Here is a 23,183-nt window from a genome sequence, read left to right on the forward strand (position 1 = left end):
GACCAATGGATAGATAAAGGAGACAACGCAATGAAGCTGAACAAACTGGGCACCGCACTCACCGCGATCGCACTCGCGGCGGGCGCGATCGCAGCGGCGCAGGCCGCAACCAACGAAACCATCGTGACGGTCGTGAAAGTGACCGGCATCAACTGGTTCAATCGCATGGACGAAGGCGTGAAGGAGTTCGGCAAGGAGAATCCGAACATCAATGCATATCAGACGGGTCCGGGCCGCGCCGACGCCGCGCAGCAACTCAAGATCATCGAGGATCTGATCGCGAAGAAGGTCACGGCAATTGCGGTAGTGCCCTACGATCCGCCGACGCTCGAACCCGCGCTCAAGAAAGCGATGGATCGCGGCATCAAGGTCGTCACGCATGAAGCGGACAACGCGAAGAACACGATGGTCGACATCGAAGCCTTCGACAACACCGCATACGGCGCGGGCCTGAACGAGCGCCTCGCGAAGTGCATGAATAATCAGGGCAAGTGGGCCGTGCTGGTCGGCTCGCTCGGCTCGCGCTCGCAGGTGCAATGGGCCGATGGCGGCATCGGCAATGCGAAGGCCAAGTATCCGAAGATGGATCTGGTCGAACCGAAGCTCGAAACGAATAACGATGGCGAGCGCGCGTATCAGGTCGCGAAGGAAGTGCTGCGCAAGCATCCGGATCTGACGGGCTTCCAGGGTTCGTCGTCGCTCGACGTCATCGGTATCGGCCGCGCGGTCGAAGAGGCCGGCAAGGTCGGGAAGATCTGCGTGTACGGCACCGGCTTGCCGACCGAAGCGGCCAAGTTCCTCGAAAGCGGCGCGATCAACGGCATCGCGTTCTGGGATCCGAAGCTCGCCGGTCTCGCGATGAACAAGGTCGCGCAGATGCTCGTCGACGGCAAGGAAGTGCAGAACGGCGCAGACCTCGGCATCACCGGCTATAACAAGGTGACGGTCACGAAGGGCCCGGGCAAGGGCGTGATCGTGCGCGGCACCGGCTGGGTCGATGTCGACAAGTCGAACTACAAGCAATACAACTTCTGATGCCATTCGCGAGGCGCACTGCGGTGTGCCTCGCTCGACTACACGATATGACACCGCTCCTCGAAGTCGTCGATATCCATAAACGTTTCACCGGCGTCTATGCGCTGCGTGGCGTAAGCCTCTCGTTCGAGCGCGGCCAGATCTATCACTTGCTCGGCGAGAACGGTTGCGGCAAGAGCACGCTCATCAAGATCATCTCGGGCGCGCAACCGCCCGATGAAGGCGAGCTCGTGATCGAAGGCGCGCGTCACAAGAAGCTTTCGCCGCTCGAATCGCTTTCGGCGGGCATCGAAACCGTTTATCAGGACTTGTCGCTGCTGCCGAACATGAGCGTCGCGGAGAACGTCGCGCTGACATCCGAACTCGCGGAACATGCGGGCAAGCTCGCGCGCACGTTCGATCGCAAAGCGCTCGCACAAACCGCCGCGCGTGCGTTAGAAGCCGTCGGACTGCCGGGCGACGCGGATTTCCAGAAGACGCTCATCGAGCAACTGCCGCTCGCGACGCGCCAGCTCGTTGCGATCGCGCGCGCCATTGCGAGCGAAGCGAAGTTCGTCATCATGGACGAGCCGACGACATCGCTCACGCAGAAAGAAGTCGATAACCTCATCGCCGTGCTTGCGCGTTTGCGCGCGGATGGCGTCGCCGTGCTGTTCGTGAGTCACAAGCTCGACGAGTGCTATGCGATCGGCGGCGAAGTGATCGTGCTGCGCGACGGCCAGAAGATGGCGCAAGGTCCGATCGAAAACTATACGAAGGCGCAGATCAGCGAGCTCATGACCGGCAAGCATCTGTCGACGGAACGCTATCGCGCGGAAGGTGACGGAGCCGCGTCGCAGATCGTGCTCGACGTGCAAGGTCTCGGCCGCAAGGGCCAGTTCGCCGATGTGTCGTTCAAGCTGCACAAGGGCGAGATTCTCGGCGTGACGGGGCTGCTCGATTCGGGCCGCAACGAACTTGCGCGTGCGCTTGCGGGCGTCGCGCCTGCGGACACGGGCACGGTGACGCTCGACGGCATGCGCGTGCGTCTGCATTCGCCCGCGGATGCGAAGGCGCAACGTATCGGCTATGTGCCCGAAGACCGCCTGAACGAAGGGCTTTTTCTCGACAAGCCGATTCGCGACAACGTCGTCACCGCGATGATCGCGAGCCTGCGTGACCGCTTCGGTCAGATCGATCGCAAGCGTGCGCAAGAGCTTGCCGAGCGCACCGTGAAGGACTTGCAGATCGCGACGCCCGATGTCGACAAGCCGGTGCAATCGCTTTCGGGCGGCAACCAGCAGCGCGTGCTGATCGGCCGCTGGCTCGCGATCGATCCGCGCGTGCTGATCCTGCATGGTCCGACCGTGGGCGTCGATGTGGGATCGAAGGACATCATTTATCGCATCATGCAGCGGCTGTCGAAGGAGGGCATCGGCATCATATTGATCAGCGACGACCTGCCCGAACTGCTGCAGAACTGCGACCGTATTCTGATGATGAAGAAAGGCCGCGTCGCGAACGAATATCGCGCGGACCGCTTGAACGAGGCCGATCTTTATCACGCGCTACTTTCAGAGGCAGCATGAGCATGAGCGAATCCATCCGCCGCACGGGAAGCGAGACGATGCCGCAACACGCGGCCCAGGTCGCGCCGCGCGTGCGCAAGGGCAATCTGTATGCGCAACTGATGCGCAATCCGGAGTGGTTCACGGTCGGGCTGATCGTGGTGACGTGTCTCGTCGTGGGCAGCATCAATCCGCGCTTCTTCCAGTTCGCGACACTGTTCGACATGCTCCATTCCGCGACGACGGTCTCGCTCTTCGCGCTCGGCACGCTCGTCGTGCTGGCGTCGGGCGGCATCGACGTGTCGTTCACGGCAATCGCCGCGTTGACGATGTATTCGATCACGAAGGCTGTCTTCGCTTGGTGGCCGGAGTGCCCGTTCGTGCTGATTCTGCTTGCGGGCGCAATCGGCGGCGTGATTCTCGGCGTCATCAACGGCATGCTCGTGCATCGATTGAAAGCGCCTTCCCTGATCGTCACCATCGGCACGCAATATTTGTATCGCGGATTGTTGCTGACGTTCGTCGGCACGCAGTTCTTCATGAACATTCCGCACAGCATGGATACGTTCGGGCGCCTGCCGCTGTTTTTCTATCACACGCCGGATGGCTTGCGCGCGGTTTTGCCGGTGTCCGTGCTCGCGCTCGTGATCGCGGCGATCGTGACCTGGTGGCTGCTCAATCGCACGATGATGGGCCGCGGCGTCTATGCGATGGGCGGCTCGCTCGCCATTGCAGAACGTCTCGGTTATAACTTGCGCGCCATTCATCTTTTCGTGTTCGGCTATACCGGCTTGCTGGCGGGCGTGGCGGGCATCCTGCACGTGTCGACGAACCGGCTTGCGAACCCGTTCGATCTCGTCGGCACGGAACTCGATGTGATCGCGGCGGTGATTCTCGGCGGTGCCCGCATCACGGGCGGTACGGGAACGGTGGTGGGTACGCTTTTGGGCGTCGTGCTGGTGACGCTCATCAATAGCGTGCTGATTCTCATCGGCGTGCCGAGCACCTGGCAGAAGGTCATCATCGGCGCGTTCATTCTCGTTGCGGGGACGTTGTTCGCGCTGGGACGCAGACAGTAACGCCCTTCGAAAAGCGGAACAAAAAAGGCTCGTTCGAAACCTGAACGAGCCTTTCTGATTTTTATCGGAACGATTCAGACGCGTTTGCGGAGCTTCTGACCTTCCTCGGTAATCACCGAATCGAACTCGGAAAGCTGCGAGAAGCGCACGGCCTTGACCTTGCCGAACTTGCTCGCGTCGACGACGAGATGACGTTCCACCGAACTCGCCATCGCGGCTTGCTTGATGGCGACTTCATGAAAGTTCCAGCACGTCACGCCGCGCGCTTCATCGACGCCGCCCGCCGACATGAACGCCTTGTTGATGCCCATGCGCCGCAAGGTTTCGACGCTCTCGTCGCTGGCGAACGATTCCGATGACGGCACATAGACGCCGCCGAGCAGGATCATCCGCACGTTGGGCTTGCGCCGCAAAATTTCCGCGACATTGAGCGAATAGCACACGACAGTGAGATGCATCTCCGTGGGAATCTGCCGCGCGAGCGTGGTCAGCGTCGTGCCGCAATCGATGAAGATGGTTTCGCTATCCGCGAGCAGACGCGCCGCGTGATTCGAAGCGACCGCCTTCGCTTGCGCGAAATGGTCTTTCTCTTCCTCGATCGTGTAGCCCGCGTTGGGGACATCGGCGGCGCTGACGATATAGCCGCCGAGATAGGTGAACTGGCCGGGATGCGCGGCGATATCGCGGCGCACCGTCATCTCCGAAACGCCGAGCAGCGCGGCCGCATCGCGCAGACGCATCACGTTCTGTTTTTCGAGCGCGCCGGAAAGGGCACGCAGGCGGTCGTTCTTGGCCATCGGAGCGGCGCGAGGAATGATGTTAGCTTTTATTCGCGGGATGAAAGAATTATAACAATGCAAGCCGCATTTTTAACGGCTTGCATGCGGTGGCGCGGGTAAATCCCGAGGTTCAGGACTTGCGCGTATAGCGCAGCCAGACGACGTCGTGTTCCAGTTTTTCGATGGAATCCAGCTTGAGGTAGGCGGGCGTTTTCCACTTGTCCATCGCGACTTCGAACGCCGACGTATGCGCTTCGCGTCCATCGACGAGCGGCATGATCAGCACGCTGACTTCATCGGCAAGCTGCGCATTGACGAACGCGCCCGACACATGTCCGCCGCCTTCGACGATCAGCTTCTTGATCTTCAACTCGCGTTCGAGCGTTTCGACGACGCGCTTCAGTTCGATATCGTCCTTGCCGCCGAACACATACGATGCGTCGATCGATTGCAGATACGCGAGGTAATCGTCATCGACGCTCTCGCTCAGCACTTCGACGATATGCGATTCGAGCGCCGTATTGCTCTTCCAGGCGACACGTCCCTTCGGATCGATGGAAATCGCGTACTGGCTCGCGTCGCGTTTCGCGAAATGATCGGTGCGTGGAATCGGACGCTTCGCGAGCCCGCGCGGATAGTCGCGGTCCTTGCCATGCGAGATTTCCTGCATCGTGACGCGGCCGCATACCCACGCATCGGCGTTGAAACGCGCGGCGGTGTCTTCGTAGGTGGGCGACGCGAAATCGAGGTTCCAGTTGTCGGTGAGACTGCGGCCGTCGATCGACGACATCATGTGACAGACGATATGCATCTTCTTCTCCGTGCAGGAAAGGGCTTCGATGCAACGGCCGATGCAAGCGCTGTGCCGCCTGCGAAGATCAGCCAAACGCGAGAAAATAGGTAGCTGTTCCGCATTTTTTCGAAACGCTTATCGTCATGTCAGATCTCGCTACTCCTCTTGCACGCCGCGCGGATATCGATCCGAAGCCGCTCGGCATCGCCGCGTTGTTGATCGTGCTCGGCGCGGTGTATCTCGGGCAAACCGTCGGCGCGCGCCAGGCTGCGCTTTACGTGGTCGGCGCGCTGCTCGGCGTCTCGCTTTATCACGCGGCGTTCGGTTTCACGTCGGCGTGGCGCGTGTTCATCTCCGATGGCCGCGGCGCCGGGCTGCGCGCGCAAATGCTGATGCTCGCGGTCGGCGTCGCGCTGTTCTTTCCCGCGCTCGCGGCAGGGTCGCTGTTCGGCACGCCGGTGACCGGGCTCGTGTCGCCGGTAGGGACGTCGGTGGTCGTGGGCGCGTTCATCTTCGGTATCGGCATGCAACTGGGCGGCGGCTGTGCGTCGGGCACGTTGTACACGGTCGGCGGCGGCAGCACGCGAATGATCGTGACGCTCGCTGCGTTCATCGCGGGTTCCGTCATCGCGACCGCGCACATGCCGTTCTGGACCGCATTGCCGCAAATGCAACCGGTATCGCTCGTGAAGACGCTCGGCGCGGGGCCCGCGCTCGCCGTCAACTGGATCGTGTTCGCGCTGATCGCGGCGGTCACGGTCGTCATCGAGAAGCGCCGTCATGGCAAGCTCGTCGCCGCGCACGTGCAGCCGGCGCATACATCGCCATGGCTGCATGGACCGTGGCCGCTCGTGGCAGGCGGCATCGCCCTCGCCGTGCTCAACTTCGCGACGCTCGCACTGTCCGGGCGTCCGTGGGGCATCACGTCGGCGTTCGCATTGTGGGGCGCGAAAGCGGCGGCCCTGTTCGGCGTCGATACCGCGAGCTGGCCATACTGGATGAGCAAGGCCAACGCGGCCGCGCTCGCCGCGCCGATTTCTCACGACGTTACATCCGTGATGGATATCGGCATCGTGCTCGGCGCGATGCTCGCCGCCGCGCTCGCGGGCCGCTATGCGCCCGTCTGGCGCGTGCCGATGCGCTCGCTGATCGCGGCGATCGTCGGCGGCTTGCTGCTCGGTTATGGCGCGCGGCTCGCGTACGGCTGCAACATCGGTGCGTATTTCAGCGGCATCGTATCGGGCAGCCTGCATGGCTGGCTGTGGCTCGTCGCGGCCTTCTTCGGCAATGTAGTCGGCACGCGACTGCGTCCGTTTTTCGGACTCGAAGTCGAGCGCGTGCGGCCGACGGCTTGCTGAGAGTCACACCGCGCGTGACACGTTCGTTCCGTTTTTTTGCGGAACGGAGCGGTCCGCGCGATATGCGAAAATCGCCGGCATGAAAAAGACCACCTTGCTCATCGTTCCGGCCTTGCTGATCGCGCTCGGCCCGTTGGCACATGCGAGCGTCGAATCGGGCGCCCATCAGTTCAAGGAAGAAGTGAAATCGGCCGGGCGCCAGACCGGACATGCGGCGCGCGATGCGGCGCACGCCATCGGCGACGGCGCGAAATCGGCCGGACATGCCATCGCCGATACGTCGAAGCGCGGCTATCACGCGACGAAAAAGTGGGTCACGGGCAAAGAATAAACGCCGCCAGTTCGTCCATTTTGTGCTCGCCGATGCGCCACACGCGCATCGCATTGTGTTCGCGCGATCGCGCCACAGCGTTCCACTTTTAAGCGTTGCTTGACAAGCTTGCGGAGCGTTATTGATAATTATTATCATTTACGCCGCGCAACGCGGACCTCAACGCGCCTGATTCCGTCTCGTCGTTGCAGACGTGCATCCGGCCAATCTTTCGCATAAGAACGCCTTGAAAGCCTATGACGCGCCGACGCGTACACGACCAATGAGCGCGCTCGTCCGGCACGGCCCGCTCGTCTCTCGCATCGTGGCCGCGATATTCGGCGGATACGCGCTCGCCGCGCTCGCGAGCGTCGCGGCACTGGCCCTGCCGATGAGCAAGCCGCAAGCCGTGCTCACCGGCATGCTCGTGAGCTTCGTCGTCTACGTGTGCGCGGTGATCTGGGTGTTCGCGGTTCGCAGCGCGCGTCGGGCATGGAGCGGGCTCGCGTTCATCGCCGTGCCGCTGTTGATGGCCGCATGGACGGTATGGCCGGGAGGACACGTCTCGTGAGAAGCGCGCGCGATTCCAAAGCGAAAGGCCGCGGCATTCGCCAGAGCATGTCCGATCTGCATACGTGGGCGGGCCTGCTCGCAGGCTGGATTCTCTACGCGATGTTCCTTACCGGGACCGTCAGCTACTTCAAGGACGAAACGTCGCAATGGATGCGGCCCGAGCAAGCGCAGCAGCGCGACATGCCGGATGCGGCGCTCGTCGCGCAACGCGTCGTCGAGACGCTCGGCAAGATCGCGGCGGGCAGTACGCAGTGGAGCTTCGCATTGCCGGACGAACGCACGAGCGTCATCGATTCGTTCTGGCGTACGCCGGGCGCATCCAAGGGCAAGCGCGCATTCGAATCAGCCCGTTTCGATCCGGTCACGGGCGAGCGCACAACCGCGCGCGAGACCCTCGGCGGTGAATTTTTCTATCGCTTTCATTTCCAGTTTTATTACATGCCGGTGTTATGGGGGCGCTGGCTCGCGGGCCTGTGCGCCATGTTCATGCTCGTCGCGATCGTGAGCGGCGTCATTACGCACAAGAAAATTTTCGTCGACTTTTTCACATTCAGATGGGGCAAGGGTCAGCGTTCTTGGCTCGACGCGCATAACGCGCTGTCGGTATTCGGTCTGCCATTTCACGCGATGATCACCTACACCGGCCTCGTCACGTTGATGGCGATGTACATGCCGTGGGGCGCGCAGACCGCCTTCAGGACACCCGCCGAACGCGCCGCAATGACTTCGCAACTCAGCGCGTTCATTCAGCCTCGCGAGTCTTCCGGACAGAACGCGCCGCTTGCACCCGTCGATGCGATGGTGCGCGAAGCGCAAGCGCGCTGGGGCCGCGACAAGGTCGGTCGCGTGACGATCACCAATCCCGGCGACAGCACCGCGCGCGTGGCTGTTTCGCGAGGTGAGGCGTCGCGCGTGTCGATGAGTCCGCAGTACATGCTCTTCGATGGCGTGACGGGCAAGCTCATCGAAGTGAAGGACAGCGTCGGCGGCGCGGCCGAAACGCGCGGCGTGCTGTATGCGCTGCATCTCGGACGCTTCAGCGATATGCAACTGCGCTGGCTGTACTTCATCGTCAGTCTCGCGGGCACGGCGATGGTCGGCACGGGGCTTGTCATGTGGACGGTCAAGCGCCGTCAGAAGCTGGCCGACCCGGCGCGGCCGTACGTCGGCTTCTGGCTCGTCGAACGTTTGAATATCGCGAGCATCGCGGGACTTTCCATCGCGATGACGAGCTTTCTGTGGGGCAATCGGCTGCTGCCGCTCGGCATCGCCGCGCGTGACGATGCCGAGGTCAATGTTTTCTTCGCGATGTGGGGCGCGACGCTGCTATATGCGTTCGTGCGTCCCGCGAGGCGCGCGTGGATCGAACTGCTTTGGCTCGCCACGGCGATGCTCGCGTTCGTGCCGGCGCTCAATGCGCTGACCACGAACCGGCCCTTGTGGCGCAGCATCGCGCAAGGCGATTGGGTGTTCGCCGGCTTCGATCTGATGATGTGGGCATTCGCCCTGCTGCATGCGGCATTGGCGATACGCGTGACACGCCATCGTCCGCGCACGAAGCCCGTCGGCAAGCGCATCGCGGCGCGTGCCGTCATGCCCGAGCGCGAAAAGGAAAGCGCATGACGCATCTCTTGAGCATCGTTTTCTGCCTGATGGCCTTCGCTTGCCTCGCGGTCTCGATGGATCGTCATCAGATGATGCTATTCGGCCGCGCGCTTCGCGCAGGGCAAACGCGCGGCTTTCGAATAGCAGGATGGTGCGGTCTCGTGCTCGCGCTGCGCTTCATCGTCGACTATCAAGGATGGGCGCTCGGCCTCGTCAGCTATAGCGGCTGCACGAGTGTTTCGGCGGGAATCGTGTTTGGCGGTCTCATCGTTTATGAGCGGCTTTCCGCTCGTCGATCTCACCAGCCGTGAAAGCGCGGCCATGCGATGGTGCTGCCGTCGGCGGCTAACGCCTGGTACTCGGGGTATTGCGCGCCCGTCGCGCATGCATGATTCGGCAGGATGCGCAGCTTCATGCCGATGGGAAACCGCTTCGTGATCTCATCGCGACATTCGACGGCGAGAATGCCGTGCTCCTGATTCGCACCGACGAGTTCGCAGCCTTCGAGAGGCGTACCGTCGAGCGCGCATGCAAGTCCATAACCGTAATCGTGCGTCTGCTTCGACGTGCCGCGGTCGCGGCTCATCGCCATCCATCCCGCATCGACGATGACCCAGCCCTTGTCGGGTTGATGACCGATGACGCTCGTGAGCACGCTCAACGCGATATCGTTTGCATCGCAAACACCGACGTTCGCCATCACGAGATCGAAGAACACATAAACGCCGGCGCGCACTTCGGTGACGCCTTCGAGATGCTTCGCGGCGAGCGCGGTCGGCGTCGAGCCGACGCTCACGGTCCTGCATGCGATGCCCGCAGCGCGAAGCCGTTCGGCCGCGCGCACGCATCCCGCGCGCTCCTGTTCCGCGAGCGCGGCGAGCGCTTCTTGATCGTTCAATTCGTAGCTGGAGCCAGCGTGCGTCATCACGCCGCCGACTTCGATGCCGCCTTCCTGAAGCACGCGGCCGATCTCGATGAGCGCGTCGTCATCGGGCGCGAGGCCTGAGCGATGACCATCCGTATCGATTTCGAGCCACACTTCGAATATGTCGTTCGCGTGCTTGCAATACGCGACGATCGCCGATGCCGCCGCTGCGTTGTCGGCGATGATCTTCAGATCGCAGCCTTTTTGCTTGAGGGCCATCGCGCGCGGCAACTTCGCGGGCACGATACCCACCGCGTAGAGAATGTCGTCGATGCCCGCCGCGAAGAATGCTTCCGCTTCTTTCAGCGTGGATACGGTGATGCCTTGCGCGCCTGCTGCAATCTGCGCGCGCACGACGCCGGCGCATTTCGTCGTCTTCACATGCGGCCGGAACTTCACGCCGAGCGCGTTCATGCGCGTCTGCATCCGGTCGATGTTGTGCTGCATTCGCGCGATATCGATGATCGCGGCGGGCGTGTCGAGTGCTTCGAGATTCATGATGTCCTTGGTCGAGCGATGATCAGGCGATCGGTCCCGTCGGCAGCGCTATCGCCGTTGCGTGGCAGCGCCAGGTCTGTCCCCTGAAGTGGAGGCGCTTCACGCGATCGATCAGCGAGCGCTGGCCGACAGCGCACATCGCCACGGGCGGAATCAGGCCGAACAACATGCAAAAGAACGTGAGCTCGTTGGCGGGATAGCGCAGCGCGATGGCTTTCGCGAGCGGATCGACAATTGCGAGGCACAGCATCGATGCAAGGATGAAGCCAATGCTCGCGAGCGGCAGCGGGTTCGTGCGCGTGACGGCGGTGGAAGGCATGACGCTGATCGATGGGACGAATCTTCGAATCATCGCACGAACGCGTTCTTGCCGGATTCTCTACGGGAAAGCCATTATTTTTGATCGGTTGACTCGGCGAAAAGTCCTGCTAGCATACGAACAACAGATTCATCAGCATACTGATCGATTTTCGAAGGGGCGACGAATGGCACTCAAGTTCGCGGCGAAGCTCGCCGATCTAGTGGAAGACGAACCGCTCGGCCTGACGATCGGCGAAGAGCGCATCGCGCTCTATTTGCTCGACGGAGAAGTGCATGCCACGCACAACGTTTGCACGCACCAGTTCGCGCTCTTGAGCGACGGCTATATGGAAGACGGCTGCATCGAATGTCCGCTGCATCAGGGGCGTTTCGATATCCGCACGGGCGCTGCCCTTTGCGCGCCAGTCACGCAACCGATTCGCGTATACGGCGTGCAGGTGGAAGGCGGCGAGATCTACGTCGATCTTTGATGCACGCGCAAATCATGACTCGGACTGCATTGATCATCGGAGCGGGGCAGGCTGGCGCGCGCGCGGCAGAAGCGTTGCGCACGCATGGTTATGAAGGGCGCATCGTGCTGGTCGGCGATGAGCGTCATGCGCCGTATGAAAGGCCGCCGCTGTCAAAGGATGTCCTCATCGCGAAGGACGATGACGATTGCTTCAACGGCTGGGTGCATGCCGTCGAGCGATACGGCGATGCGCGCATCGAATGGCTCAACGATCGAGTGCTGCGGCTCGATACGCAATCGTGCGTCGCGACGCTCGAACGTAATGGCGAACTGCGCTACGACCATTGCATCCTGACGACGGGTGGTCGTGCGCGGCAGTTGCCGGGCGCGCCGGAAGGTCCGCATACGTTCTATCTGCGCACGCTCGACGATGCGATGCGCTTGCGTGCGCGGCTCGCAACGGCGCAATCGGTGGCTGTGATCGGCGCTGGATTTCTAGGGTTGGAATTCGCGGCGAGCGCAAGAACGCGCGGCCTCGACGTGAGCGTGTTCGAAACGGCATCGGGCTTGCTGAGCCGCGCGCTGCCGCCCATGTTCGCCGAACGTCTGCGCATGAAGCACGAAACTCACGGCGTGCGCTTCATATTCGACGTGAAGCATCTGCAAGTCACGGAGCACGCGGACGGCGTGCAAGTCGATGCAACGCCGTTCGACTTGGGCGTGATCGCTATCGGCCAGGAGCCGAACGACGAACTCGCCAAAGCTGCGGGCATGGCGACGAACAACGGCATCGTCGTCGATCGGCATTGCCGCACGTCCGCCGAGAATGTCTATGCGGCAGGCGATTGCGCCAACTTCCCATACGGCGCAAACGGTCGCGCGACGCGTCTCGAATCGTGGCAGAACGCGCAGGAACAGGCGATCGTGGCGGCGCGCAACATCGCCGGAGAAGAGATTGCTTATGCACCGACGCCGTGGTTCTGGACCGACCAATACGACTGGAACATCCAGATGCTCGGCCTGCCCGATGGCGAGATCGATCAGTGGATCGAACGCGCGGGCGTCGATGACAAGACCGTGCTGATGGGTCTGCGCGGCGGCGTCATCGCGCATGTGCTCGCGATCAATCAAGGCGGCGAGTTGCGCGCCATCAGAAGGCTCGTCGAAGAAGGCGTTGCGGTCGATCCCCGCATGCTCGCCGACCCCACGATCAAGCTGCGCCAGCTCGACAAGCTGGTTCGCTCAACACACTCGGGAGATCAAGGTGTACTCGTCTGAAACGATCATCGGCATTCATACGCCTCAATCGAAAAACCCGCCGATAGAAGGGCTCGTTTGGCCCGAAGAAGGGCTGCAATGCATCCCGGACTGGGTGTACACGAGCGAGGCGGTCTATACGCGCGAAGTCGAACGGATCTTCCACGGGCGCACCTGGAACTTCGTCGCGCTCGAAGCGGAAGTGCCCAATTCCGGCGATTTCAAGCGCTCTTATGTCGGCCCGACGCCGGTCGTCGTATCGCGCGCGGAAGACGGCTCGATCAACGTGTTCGAAAACCGTTGCGCGCATCGCGGGGCGGAGTTCTGCCGGCATAGCCGCGGCAACAACAAGGAGTTCGTGTGCCCGTATCACCAATGGTCGTATGACCTCAAGGGCAATCTGCAAGGCGTGCCGTTCCGGCGTGGGGTGAACAAGCTGGGCGGCATGCCGAAGGATTTCCGCAACGATGATCACGGTCTGCGCAAACTTGCGGTTGCGACGCGCAATGGGGTCGTGTTCGCATCGTTCGCGCACGACATGGAATCGCTTGAAGACTATCTCACGCCCGAGATACTCGAGGACTTCGACGCGGTGTTCAACGGCAAGCGCCTGCGCGTGCTCGGCTTCTACAAGAACGAGCTGCCGTGCAACTGGAAGATGTATCACGAGAACTTGAAGGACCCGTATCACGCGACGTTGCTGCACTCGTTCCTCGTCGTGTTCGGCCTGCTCGTGGCGGGCAATCGTTCGGCGATGGTCGCGGACAGCAAATACGGCATTCACGGCACGATGGCCTCCGCAAAAAGCGATTCGCTCTACGCCACCATCGATGAAGACAAGAAGAAGGAGATGCGTTCCTTCCACGACGGCATGATCTTGCGTGACGAGCGCTTCCTCGAATTCATCAAGGAGTTCGATTCCGAATGGTCGGTGACGATGCAGACCATCTGGCCGAACCTCATCGTGCAGCGCGAGATGAATACGCTCGGCATTCGGCATATCGTGCCGAACGGACCGAACAGCATGATCATGCTCTGGACGATGTTCGGTTATGAAGACGACACGGAAGACATGGTGCGTCACCGTTTGCGTCAGGGCAATCTGATGGGACCGTCGGGCTTTCTCGGCCTCGAAGACAACGAAGCGATGAAGTTCGTTCAGGAAGGCGTGCGCCGCTCGGTGAGCGACCGCAGCATCATCAAGCTGGATGGCGACAAGATCGGAACGGCCGACAACCTGATCTCCGAAGCCGCCATTCGCGCCATGTACAAGCACTATCGTGAAGTGATGGGGTTCTAGATGCTGCCAGGATTCGAAAAACAGAACATCGCGCACGACAAGGCGCTGATCGCACGCGCGGCGGTCGAAGACTTTCATGCGGAGTATTGCGCGGCGCTCGATGGCGGGGACATCGAGCGCTGGCCTGAATTCTTTACCGAGAACTGTCTTTATCGCGTGACCGAATACGAGAACGCGGCCAATGGATTTCCCGTCGGGCTCGTATACGCCGAAGGACGCGACATGCTGCGCGATCGTGCGGTCGCGATTGCGCGCACGCAGATGTTCGCGCCGCGTCAAATGCTGCACTTCGTTTCCAACGTGCGTATCTTGAACGCGACCGACGAGGAAATCGTCGCGCAGAGCAACTACATGCTGCTGCAAACGCTCGTCGAAGGCGCGACTACGCTGCATCAGGCGGGCAGGCTTTTTGACCGCTTCGCGCGCAATGGTAACGTTCTTCTGCTGAAGGAAAGACAGGCTGTCTACGACACCGCGATGATCGCGAACGATCTCGCCTACCCTGTCTGAACATCGTTGGGAGAGAGCGCATGAGTGACACGGAACACATGGAAGCGCCAGCCGAAAGCGGTGGCGTCGGCGTGCGCGTGAGGCGGCGCGAAGACGAGCGGCATCTTCATGGCAAGGGCAAGTTCGTCGCCGACTACACGTTTCCCGATCTGCAGGAGGTCGCGTTCTTGCGCAGTCCGGTTGCGCATGCGCGTATCGTGCATATCGGCAAGCCGGCGAGTCATGCGGCACAGGTGATCGTGCGCGACGACATGCACGACGCCACGGATATCGTCGCCGATTCGAGCCTGCCGACGTACAAGCCTTCGTCGCATCCGCCGCTCGCATCGGGCAAGGTGCGCTTCGTCGGCGAGCCGGTCGCGATGTGCTTCGCGAAGACCCGCGCGCAAGCCGAAGATATCGCCGAGGAAATCGAGCTCGATCTCGACGAACTGCCAGCCTTCGCCAGCGCGTTCACCGCTCGCGAACGCACCGACGTGCGCGTGCACGATCACTGGACGGACAATCTCTTTCTGGACCTCAAGGCGGACATCGACTTCGACGAGCGTTCGAAGGACGCGCCCGTTGTCGTCAAGCAGAAGGTCGATCTCGCGCGTCAATGCATGGTGCCGATGGAAGGCAAGGCCGTGCTCGCGTATTGGGACCATACGCATTCGCAACTCGTGGTCATCACCTCGACGCAAGTGCCGCATATGATTCGCACGGTGCTGTCGCAATGTCTCGGCATCGATCATGCGCAGGTGCGCGTCATTTCGCCCGATGTCGGCGGCGCGTTCGGCTACAAGTGCGTGTTGCAGCAGGAAGAGCTGTGCATTGCGTGGCTCGCGCTGACGTACAAGAAGCCTTTTCGTTTCATCGAGGATCGGCGCGAGCATTTGATCGCGGGCGCGAACTCGCGTCAGCATCACTACGAACTCACTGCGTATGCCGATACAAACGGCCGTCTGCTCGCGCTCGATGCGGAGCTTTTGATCGACGGCGGGGCATACTCCGCATGGCCCTTTACGATCGGTCTTGAAACAGGGCAGGCGCTCGGCAACCTTCCGGGGCCTTACGATTTCAGCGGCTATCGCTGCCGTACGCAATGCGCCGCGACCAACAAGCCGGGCTTTCTGCCGTATCGCGGCGTAGCGCGCACGGGCGTGTGCTTCGCAATCGAACTCACGATGGATGCGATCGCGCGCGCGGTCGGACGCGAAGCGTGGGAAGTGCGCCATGACAATCTCGTGCGTGGCGCGGACATGCCTTATACCAATGTCGTGAAGAAACACTACGACAGCGGCGACTTCCAGGAGAGCCTGCGACGCGCAGTGGCGCAACTCGATGTGCCGAAGTGGCGCGCACGGCAGAAAGAGGGCGAGAACGATGGGCGTCTCGTCGGCATCGGATTCGCGACGTTCACCGAGCAATCGGCGCATGGCACGGCCGTGTTCGCATCATGGGGCTTGCCGGTCGTGCCGGGATACGATCTCGCGACCGTGCGTATCACGGCCGATGGAGGACTCGAACTGCGCGCGGGCATCCACTCGCACGGACAAGGCATGGAGACGACGCTCGCGCAGATCGCGAACGAAGTGCTCGGCGTGCCGCTGCAAAAGATCAAGGTCGTGCATGGCGATACCGCGCTTACGCCGTATTCGACAGGCACGTACGCATCGCGCAGCATCGTCATGGCTGGCGGCGCAGTGGCCGCGACGTGCCGCGAACTCGTGCCGCGCCTGCTCTTCATCGGTGCTCATCTGCTTGGGGAAGAACAGGAGGTGGTGCGCTTCGAGAACGGTGAAGTGATCGGCGTAACGGGCCGCGTGACGATTCAGGAGATCGCGGCTGCATGGTATCTCCGTCCCGAGCGCTTGCCTGCGGGCGTGAATCTCGCGGGTCTCGAAGCGACGCAAGGCTTCAAGCCGAAGGTCGATACCGGCGCGTTCAGCTATGCGACGCACGCGGCGGCAGTCGCCGTCGATCCGAGGACAGGCGACGTCGAGATTCTCGACTATGTGATCGTCGAAGATTGCGGTCGCATGATCAATCCGATGGTCGTCGAAGGGCAGACAATCGGTGGCACGGCGCAAGGCATCGGCACCGCGTTCTATGAGGAAACGCTCTACGACGACAACGCGCAACCGCTCACGTCGACACTCGCCGACTACATGTTGCCGGGACCGACCGAGTTGCCGTCGCTGACGATCATCCATATGGAAACGCCGTCGCCTTATACGGAATTCGGCGCGAAGGGCGTGGGCGAGGGCGGAGCCATCGCGCCGCCGGCTGCACTCTTCAATGCAGTGAACGATGCGCTCACGCCCATCGGCGCGCTCGTGTCGGAAACGCCGTTGACGCCGCGCCGTTTGCTCGCCGCGATCGAGGCCGCGAAGGCTCGCAAGGCGGCGCGCAAGGAAGAACTCAGTCAGGAGGTGGCGGGATGAAAGCCGCTGCGTTCGAGTATGTAAGGGCGATCTCATTGCCCGACGCGCTCAAGGAGTTGACTCGCGCAAAGCCGATATCAGGCAGTCAGTCGATGGGCCCGATGCTCAACTTGCGGCTTGCACGGCCTGGCCGCGTAGTGGATGTATCGCGCATCGCGGACCTGCGCAGTGTCTCCGACGCGGGCGATCACGTGCGTATCGGCGCGGCGGTCACGCATGCGGAGATCGAAGACGGCAAGCACGCACTGCTGCGTCATCCGTACATGCAGCATGTGGCGGGCGGCATCGCGTATCGTGCGATTCGCAATCGCGGGACCATCGGCGGCAGTCTTGCTCATGCCGATCCCGCCGCCGACTGGCCGCTTGCATTGTCCGCTGTCGATGCCCGTCTGGAGCTATCGAAAGCAGGCGGCGCGCGGCAAGTCCGCGTGAGCGAATTCATGCTGGGTGCGTTCACGACGTTGCTCGTTGACGGCGAGATCATTACCGCCGTGTTGCTGCCGAAGCTCGGTCCGACGCTTCGCTGGGGTTATTACAAGCTGTGCCGCAAGACCGGCGAATTCGCACATGCAAGCGCAGCGGCTGCGTTCGATGCACGCACGGGACTCGCGCGCATCGTGCTCGGCGCGCTCGATGGCCCGCCCGCCGCACTCGATGAACTCGCACGGCAGATCGCGCAACGCGGCCCGTCTGCCGCCAACGGCGAAGCGCTCGCGCAAGCCGTGACGAGTGCGATGCCGAACGCGGACGGCATCGATCGGCAGATTCATACCGCAGCGCTCGAACGTTGTCTTCTGCAGGCGTTCGGCGCGTCGAACGCGAATACGGTTTAAAGAGACTGCCATGTCCGTCATCGAACTTACTATCAACGATCGATCCGTGCGCGAGGATGTCGAATCGCGCGTGCATCTCGGCGACTTTCTTCGCGATGCACACAACCTGACCGGCACGCACCTCGGTTGCGAGCACGGCGTGTGCGGCGCCTGCACCGTGCTCGTCGATGGCGAACCGGTGCGCTCGTGCATCACATTCGCCGTCGCTTGCGATCAGCAGAACATACGCACCATCGAAGGCTTCGACGACGACGAACTGATGAAGCGTCTGCGTCGTGCGTTCTCGATCCATCACGGCCTGCAATGCGGTTATTGCACGCCCGGCATGCTGATCACCGCGCGGGATATCGTGCGCCGCTTTCCCGATGCGGACGAAGCACGCATCCGGCTCGAACTGTCGGGCAATCTGTGCCGCTGCACAGGCTATATGGGCATCGTCGCTGCGATCAAGGCGGTTCTCGCCGATCTGAAAGCGGAACCGATTGCGGATGCGCCTATCGCACGCGCAATAGTTAGCGATGCAACTATTTCGGCGCCAGCGTTTCAGACGTTCGCCGCTACACCGGTTGCCGCGCCGCAGGCACCCGTGGCCGCGAGCACTGCATCGACGGATCAACCCGCCGCGCAACGCAAAGGGTGGACCGCAATAGACGACAGCTTCGTCGTTCCCTTCGCGCTCGACAAGGTGTGGGCGTTCATGGGCGATCTGCCTTCGGTCACGTCGTGTCTTCCGGGCGCGGAACTCGTGGAGCACGACGGCGAAAGCGTGAAGGGCAAGATCGCGATCAAGTTCGGACCGATGTCGGCGAACTTCGCTGGCGCGGCGCGCCTGGAACGCGACGATGCCGCGCATCGCGCGGTCATGCGTGGAGCGGGGCAGGACAACATCAGCCGTTCGCGAGCGAATGGCGATGTGACATATGCATTGACGAGCGAAGGCGGGGGCGCGCAAACGCGGGTCGCGGTCACGCTCGAATACATGTTGCAAGGACCGCTCGCGCAGTTCTCGCGTTCGGGCCTCGTGAAGGATTTCGTGCGCAGGATGATCGCGGATTTCGGCGCGCGCATCACGGCGCAGCTCGGCGGTAACGCGGCGCCCGAGGCGGCGCTGTCCTCATCGTCCGCGAAGTTCAATGCGGGCAGCCTCGTGTGGAGCGTCATCTGGGCGCGCATCAAACAGCTTTTCGGAAAGGGCGATTGAGCACGCGAGATGAGCCGGTCCCGGCTCGTCGCACGATCATATCGTCAGCCTACTGATCAAATGGAGTTCAAATGAACAAGCGGATTCGCAAGATCGCCCTGGAAGAGCATTTCAGCACGCCCGGTTTCCAGAGCTATTCGAAGAGCTTCACGCAGCACATCGCGCCTGAAGTCCTGCGCGATCTCGCCGCGCGCCTGACCGATTTCGACGAACAGCGCATCGTCGAAATGGATCGCGCGGGCATCGACTACACGATACTTTCGCAAACGGGCCCGAGCGTGCAGGGCGAGCCGGATGCGGCGCTCGCGATCAGCCGCGCGAAGGCGAGCAACGACTTTCTCGCGCAGCAGATCGCGCGTCATCCGTTGCGCTTCGGCGGCTTTGCGACGTTGCCGATGCATACCGCGAAGGCCGCATCCGATGAACTGACGCGCGCCGTGCGCGAACTCGGCTTCAAGGGCGCGCTCGTCAATGGTCACACACTCGGCACCTACTACGACGACCGCGCTTACGATCCCTTCTGGGCGACGATGCAGGAACTCGACGTACCTTTATATCTGCATCCGACGGATGCATTCGTGAGCCCGCGCGTGCTCGACGGTCATCCCGAACTCACCGGCGCGACCTGGGGATGGGGCATCGAAACCGGCAGCCACGCACTGCGCCTGCTGTTCAGCGGCGTGTTCGATCGCTTCCCGAATCTGAAGATCATTCTCGGGCACATGGGCGAAGGTCTGCCGTTCTTGCGCTGGCGCTTCGACAGCCGTTTCGCGGTTTATTCGCATGGCCTGAGTCTTGAACGGGCGCCTTCGGATTACATCGGCACCAACATCCTGATCACGACCTCGGGCGTGTGCTCGGCCCCGGCGCTCATCGGCGCGATCGGCGAAATGGGCGCGCAAGCGGTGATGTTCTCGGTTGACTATCCGTATGAATCGACGGAGATCGCAGCGGACTTCATAGAACGCGCGCCGCTCGACGACGCCACGCGAGCGCTCGTCTGTCACGGCAATGCGGAACGCCTCTTCCGCCTTTGACCACCCCGAAGAACACAAGCACATGGAGCAGCACATGACCAAGCACTACCGCATCGGCCAGATCGTGCCGAGTTCGAACACGACGATGGAGACCGAGATTCCCGCGATGTTGCTCGCGCGCCAGACGATTCGCCCCGAGCGCTTCACGTTTCATTCGAGCCGCATGCGGATGAAAAAGGTCGTGAAGGAAGAACTCGCCGCGATGGATGCCGAGTCGGACCGCTGCGCAGTTGAACTCTCCGATGCGCGCGTCGATGTGCTCGGCTATGCGTGTCTCGTCGCGATCATGGCGATGGGTCATGGCTATCATCGCGTATCGCAAAAGCGCTTGCACGAGCGCACCGTCGACAACGGCGGCGATGCGCCCGTCATCACGAGCGCGGGCGCGCTGGTCGATGCATTGAAGGTGATCGGCGCGAAGCGCGTGGTCGTCGTCACGCCTTATATGAAGCCGTTGACCGAACTCGTGGTCGACTATATCCGCAATGAGGATTACGACGTGATCGACTATCGCGCGCTCGAGATTCCCGACAATCTCGAAGTCGCGCGTCATGATCCGAGCCGCCTTCCCGAGATCGTCATGTCGATGCGATATGAGGAAGCCGATGCCATCGTGCTGTCGGCATGCGTGCAGATGCCTTCGTTGCCGGTGATCGCGAAGGTCGAGGCAATGACGGGCAAGCCGGTCGTCACCGCGGCCGTCGCGACGACCTATGCGATGCTCAAGCAACTCGGTCTCGAAGCCGTCGTGCCGGGCGCGGGCGCGTTGCTGTCCGGCGCATATTGAGCGAGGGCGACATGTCGACCTATCTGTACGGCGCGAACGTTCAGGCGAATGGCATCCGTCAGCACTATCTGCGTTACGGTGGCGCACGCACGGGACTCGATCCGGTGATCATCGTGCCGGGCATTACGAGTCCTGCGGTGACGTGGGGCTTCGTCGCGGAGCATATTGGCCAAGTGTTCGATACCTATGTGCTCGATGTGCGCGGACGAGGCTTGTCGTCGGCATCGGATTCGCTCGACTACAGCCTCGACGCACAAGCCGCCGATCTGGTTGCGTTCGCAACTACCTTGGGATTCGAGCGCTACAGCGTCGTCGGTCACTCGATGGGCGCGCGCATCGGCATACGCGCTGCGCGTTCGGAGCCCGCAGGCATGACGCGTCTCGCGATGATCGATCCGCCCGTTTCGGGACCGGGACGTCGTGTCTATCCGTCGCAATTGCCGTGGTACATCGATTCGATCCGGCAGTCGCGCGAAGGCATGACGGCCGACGCAATGCGCGCCTTCTGTCCCACATGGACCCATGAACAACTCGCGTTGCGCGCGGAGTGGCTTCATACATGTGACGAACGCGCGATACGCGCGAGCTTTGAAGGCTTCCATACCGACGACATTCACGCCGATCTCGCGCATCTGCGGATTGCCGCGCTGCTCGTCACCGCGGGCAGAGGCGACGTCGTGCGCGACGAAGACGTCGAAGAGATTCGCGCACTCGTGCCGCATCTTCAGCACACGCGCGTGCGTGACGCTGGTCACATGATTCCGTGGGACGACGAAGCTGGCTTTCACGCCGCGCTCGGCGATTTCCTCGGCGCATCCATTCCGACGCTCGTTGAAGGAGGCAATCATGCCAGTCAGTGATTATCAGATGGTCGATGCGTGGACGAAGGTGCTCGAGCTCTCGCGTCTCGAAGCAGGGCAGACCGTCACCATTCTCACGAGCGCGTCGACGCATCCGCAAACGCTATCGACCGCACTGATCGCGACGCAAGCGATGGGCGCAATCGTCAATCGCCTCGACTTGCCGCCAGTGAACGGCGAGAAGGCGCTGAGCCGCGATTCCCTCGCGTATCTCGGCACGACGCCGTTGACCGGCAACCGGGCCGCGATTGCCGCGTTGAAGGAAAGCGATCTCGTGCTCGATCTGATGACCTTGCTGTTCTCGCCCGAGCAACTCGACATACTCAAGGCCGGCACGAAGATCCTGCTCGCGGTCGAGCCACCCGAAGTGCTTACGCGCCTCGTGCCGACACCCGCCGATCGCGAACGCGTGCTCGCCGCACGGGCGCGCATCGCGCGCGCTAAGGAGATGCATATCGTCTCCGCCGCGGGGACGGATTTTCGCTGTCCGCTCGGCGAGTTCGAACCGATCGCCGAATACGGTTTCGTCGATGAACCGGGGCGCTGGGATCACTGGCCAAGCGGATTCGCGCTGACGTTTCCTAACGATGGCAAGGCGCATGGCCGCATCGTGATCGATCGCGGCGATATTTTGTTGCCGCAGAAAAGCTATGTGCAGGAACGCATCGAACTGACCGTCGAAGGCGGTTATGCAAAGCGCATCGAAGGCGGCATCGACGCGCAATTGCTCAGCGAATACATGGCGACGTTCAACGATCCAGAGGCCTACGCGATTTCGCATATCGGCTGGGGCCTGCAGCCGCGCGCTCACTGGTCGACGCTCGGGCTCTACGATCGCGAGGCGACCATCGGCATGGATGCGCGCGCGTTCGAAGGCAACTTCCTGTTTTCGCTCGGACCGAATAACGAAGCCGGCGGCAGCCGCTCGACGACCTGTCATATCGACATTCCGCTGCGTCATTGCGATGTATTCCTCGATGGCGAAGCCGTCGTGCGCGATGGCGTGGTCCTCGACCGCTGACCCAGGAAAACCACGCACATGTCCCACGATATCGAAACCTACAAGCGTCAGAGCTTCGGCTCGACGCTCGAACCGAAAGCGCCGGTCGGCCTTTTGATCGTCGATCTGGTGAACGGCTTCGCGAATCCCGAAGTGTTCGGCGGCGGCAATATTCCGCAAGCCATCGAGAACACCGTGCCCTTGCTTGCGCATGCGCGCGAGAAGGGCTGGCCGGTTGCGCATAGCCGTATCGTCTTCGCCGACGATGACTCCGATCACAACGTCTTCACGATGAAAGTGCCGGGCCTGCTCGCGCTGAAGGAAGATTCGCACGACAGCGCGATCGTGCCGCAGCTCACGCCGCGCGCAGGCGAACTCGTCGTGCGCAAAACAGCGCCATCGGCGTTCTTCGGGACGTCGCTCGCGGCATGGCTCACGCAGCATGGCGTGCGAACGCTCGTCGTCGCGGGTGCAGTGACGAGCGGTTGCGTGCGGTCGTCCGTCGTCGATGCGATGCAATACGGATTTCGTCCATTCGTGTTGTCGGATTGCGTCGGTGATCGCGCGATTGCGCCGCACGAGGCGAATCTCTTCGACATGGCGCAGAAATACGCTGCCGTGATGAAGCGTGATGAAGCGCTCGAATTGCTCAAAGACCTTTGATCATCTCGTAGCACGGCTCGCCTGATGCCAGGGCG

General features: G+C 62.0%; 24 protein-coding genes. 20 read left to right on the forward strand and 4 right to left on the reverse strand.

Translation table 11 applies throughout. From position 1 onward, the window contains the following. Window positions 1–30 precede the first annotated feature (30 nt). Genes BG60_RS06255 through BG60_RS06265 form a run of 3 tightly spaced genes read left to right on the forward strand, consistent with a single transcriptional unit; the run spans window position 31 to window position 3,661 of the window. A complete protein-coding gene (locus BG60_RS06255) occupies window positions 31–1,035 on the forward strand; it encodes a substrate-binding domain-containing protein (protein ID WP_008348178.1) in 1,005 nt (334 codons plus the stop codon). Between the two features lie 47 nt (window positions 1,036–1,082). Continuing rightward, window positions 1,083–2,603, forward strand: coding sequence for a sugar ABC transporter ATP-binding protein (locus BG60_RS06260; protein ID WP_008348176.1), 1,521 nt, complete (start codon window positions 1,083–1,085; stop codon window positions 2,601–2,603). A gap of 38 nt (window positions 2,604–2,641) precedes the next feature. Continuing rightward, the gene (locus tag BG60_RS06265; protein WP_235366231.1) at window positions 2,642–3,661 is read left to right on the forward strand and encodes an ABC transporter permease; all 1,020 of its coding nucleotides are present in this window, start codon (window positions 2,642–2,644) and stop codon (window positions 3,659–3,661) included. A 74-nt stretch (window positions 3,662–3,735) separates the two neighbouring features. Here the strand turns inward: BG60_RS06265 and BG60_RS06270 are convergent, their stop codons facing one another. Continuing rightward, window positions 3,736–4,458, reverse strand: coding sequence for a DeoR/GlpR family DNA-binding transcription regulator (locus BG60_RS06270; RefSeq protein ID WP_008348173.1), 723 nt, complete (start codon window positions 4,456–4,458; stop codon window positions 3,736–3,738). A 112-nt stretch (window positions 4,459–4,570) separates the two neighbouring features. Then, window positions 4,571–5,251: a dihydrofolate reductase family protein gene (locus tag BG60_RS06275; RefSeq protein ID WP_008348172.1), complete on the reverse strand. Its 681-nt coding sequence runs from the start codon at window positions 5,249–5,251 to the stop codon at window positions 4,571–4,573. A 125-nt stretch (window positions 5,252–5,376) separates the two neighbouring features. Here BG60_RS06275 and BG60_RS06280 point away from each other — a divergent pair, with 125 nt between their 5' ends. The 5 genes from BG60_RS06280 to BG60_RS06300 all read left to right on the forward strand — a co-directional run bounded on the left by BG60_RS06280 (window position 5,377) and on the right by BG60_RS06300 (window position 9,390). Continuing rightward, window positions 5,377–6,591 (forward strand): YeeE/YedE family protein, encoded by a 1,215-nt coding sequence (locus BG60_RS06280; protein ID WP_008348170.1) that lies wholly within the window; start codon window positions 5,377–5,379, stop codon window positions 6,589–6,591. Window positions 6,592–6,670: 79 nt separating this feature from the next. Beyond that, window positions 6,671–6,922, forward strand: a complete 252-nt coding sequence (locus BG60_RS06285) for a hypothetical protein (RefSeq protein ID WP_034470893.1) — start codon at window positions 6,671–6,673, stop codon at window positions 6,920–6,922. A 262-nt stretch (window positions 6,923–7,184) separates the two neighbouring features. Continuing rightward, window positions 7,185–7,472, forward strand: coding sequence for a DUF3649 domain-containing protein (locus BG60_RS06290; protein WP_034470895.1), 288 nt, complete (start codon window positions 7,185–7,187; stop codon window positions 7,470–7,472). Next, a complete protein-coding gene (locus BG60_RS06295) occupies window positions 7,439–9,097 on the forward strand; it encodes a PepSY-associated TM helix domain-containing protein (protein WP_063936106.1) in 1,659 nt (552 codons plus the stop codon). Before BG60_RS06290 ends, BG60_RS06295 begins: the two co-directional genes overlap by 34 nt. Beyond that, entirely contained in the window at window positions 9,094–9,390 is a 297-nt protein-coding gene (locus BG60_RS06300; protein ID WP_034470898.1) for a DUF3325 domain-containing protein, read from the forward strand. Before BG60_RS06295 ends, BG60_RS06300 begins: the two co-directional genes overlap by 4 nt. Here the strand turns inward: BG60_RS06300 and BG60_RS06305 are convergent. Beyond that, window positions 9,378–10,502: a DSD1 family PLP-dependent enzyme gene (locus BG60_RS06305; protein WP_034470899.1), complete on the reverse strand. Its 1,125-nt coding sequence runs from the start codon at window positions 10,500–10,502 to the stop codon at window positions 9,378–9,380. The genes BG60_RS06300 and BG60_RS06305 overlap by 13 nt on opposite strands. Window positions 10,503–10,524: 22 nt before the next feature. Next, window positions 10,525–10,821, reverse strand: a complete 297-nt coding sequence (locus tag BG60_RS06310) for a hypothetical protein (RefSeq protein ID WP_034470903.1) — start codon at window positions 10,819–10,821, stop codon at window positions 10,525–10,527. Between the two features lie 166 nt (window positions 10,822–10,987). Here BG60_RS06310 and BG60_RS06315 point away from each other — a divergent pair, with 166 nt between their 5' ends. The 12 genes from BG60_RS06315 to BG60_RS06370 all read left to right on the forward strand — a co-directional run bounded on the left by BG60_RS06315 (window position 10,988) and on the right by BG60_RS06370 (window position 23,148). Continuing rightward, window positions 10,988–11,293: a non-heme iron oxygenase ferredoxin subunit gene (locus BG60_RS06315; protein WP_034470905.1), complete on the forward strand. Its 306-nt coding sequence runs from the start codon at window positions 10,988–10,990 to the stop codon at window positions 11,291–11,293. Window positions 11,294–11,307: 14 nt separating this feature from the next. Beyond that, entirely contained in the window at window positions 11,308–12,552 is a 1,245-nt protein-coding gene (locus BG60_RS06320; protein WP_034471019.1) for an NAD(P)/FAD-dependent oxidoreductase, read from the forward strand. Beyond that, window positions 12,539–13,831: an aromatic ring-hydroxylating dioxygenase subunit alpha gene (locus BG60_RS06325; RefSeq protein ID WP_034470908.1), complete on the forward strand. Its 1,293-nt coding sequence runs from the start codon at window positions 12,539–12,541 to the stop codon at window positions 13,829–13,831. Before BG60_RS06320 ends, BG60_RS06325 begins: the two co-directional genes overlap by 14 nt. Continuing rightward, the gene (locus tag BG60_RS06330) at window positions 13,832–14,341 is read left to right on the forward strand and encodes an aromatic-ring-hydroxylating dioxygenase subunit beta (protein ID WP_034470910.1); all 510 of its coding nucleotides are present in this window, start codon (window positions 13,832–13,834) and stop codon (window positions 14,339–14,341) included. A gap of 20 nt (window positions 14,342–14,361) precedes the next feature. Next, the gene (locus BG60_RS06335; RefSeq protein WP_051996433.1) at window positions 14,362–16,767 is read left to right on the forward strand and encodes a xanthine dehydrogenase family protein molybdopterin-binding subunit; all 2,406 of its coding nucleotides are present in this window, start codon (window positions 14,362–14,364) and stop codon (window positions 16,765–16,767) included. Further along, entirely contained in the window at window positions 16,764–17,600 is an 837-nt protein-coding gene (locus BG60_RS06340) for an FAD binding domain-containing protein (protein ID WP_034470914.1), read from the forward strand. The genes BG60_RS06335 and BG60_RS06340 overlap by 4 nt, the downstream gene beginning before the upstream one ends. Before the next feature lie 10 nt (window positions 17,601–17,610). After that, window positions 17,611–18,801 carry a xanthine dehydrogenase family Fe-S subunit gene (locus tag BG60_RS06345; protein WP_034470917.1) on the forward strand — a complete coding sequence of 397 codons (1,191 nt, stop codon included), beginning with the start codon at window positions 17,611–17,613 and terminating at the stop codon, window positions 18,799–18,801. A 71-nt stretch (window positions 18,802–18,872) separates the two neighbouring features. Next, the gene (locus BG60_RS06350; protein WP_034470920.1) at window positions 18,873–19,838 is read left to right on the forward strand and encodes an amidohydrolase family protein; all 966 of its coding nucleotides are present in this window, start codon (window positions 18,873–18,875) and stop codon (window positions 19,836–19,838) included. A gap of 34 nt (window positions 19,839–19,872) precedes the next feature. Beyond that, window positions 19,873–20,625 (forward strand): maleate cis-trans isomerase family protein, encoded by a 753-nt coding sequence (locus BG60_RS06355; protein ID WP_034471022.1) that lies wholly within the window; start codon window positions 19,873–19,875, stop codon window positions 20,623–20,625. Window positions 20,626–20,636: 11 nt separating this feature from the next. Further along, the gene (locus tag BG60_RS06360) at window positions 20,637–21,485 is read left to right on the forward strand and encodes an alpha/beta fold hydrolase (protein ID WP_034470923.1); all 849 of its coding nucleotides are present in this window, start codon (window positions 20,637–20,639) and stop codon (window positions 21,483–21,485) included. Next, window positions 21,472–22,506 (forward strand): 2,5-dihydroxypyridine 5,6-dioxygenase NicX family protein, encoded by a 1,035-nt coding sequence (locus tag BG60_RS06365; protein ID WP_034470926.1) that lies wholly within the window; start codon window positions 21,472–21,474, stop codon window positions 22,504–22,506. The genes BG60_RS06360 and BG60_RS06365 overlap by 14 nt, the downstream gene beginning before the upstream one ends. A gap of 18 nt (window positions 22,507–22,524) precedes the next feature. Beyond that, complete coding sequence (locus BG60_RS06370; protein WP_008348163.1) at window positions 22,525–23,148, forward strand: N-carbamoylsarcosine amidohydrolase; 624 nt, start codon at window positions 22,525–22,527, stop codon at window positions 23,146–23,148. Window positions 23,149–23,183: the final 35 nt, after the last annotated feature.

The sequence above is a fragment of the Caballeronia zhejiangensis genome, from assembly GCF_000698575.1.
In the GTDB taxonomy this organism is placed as follows: domain Bacteria; phylum Pseudomonadota; class Gammaproteobacteria; order Burkholderiales; family Burkholderiaceae; genus Caballeronia; species Caballeronia zhejiangensis.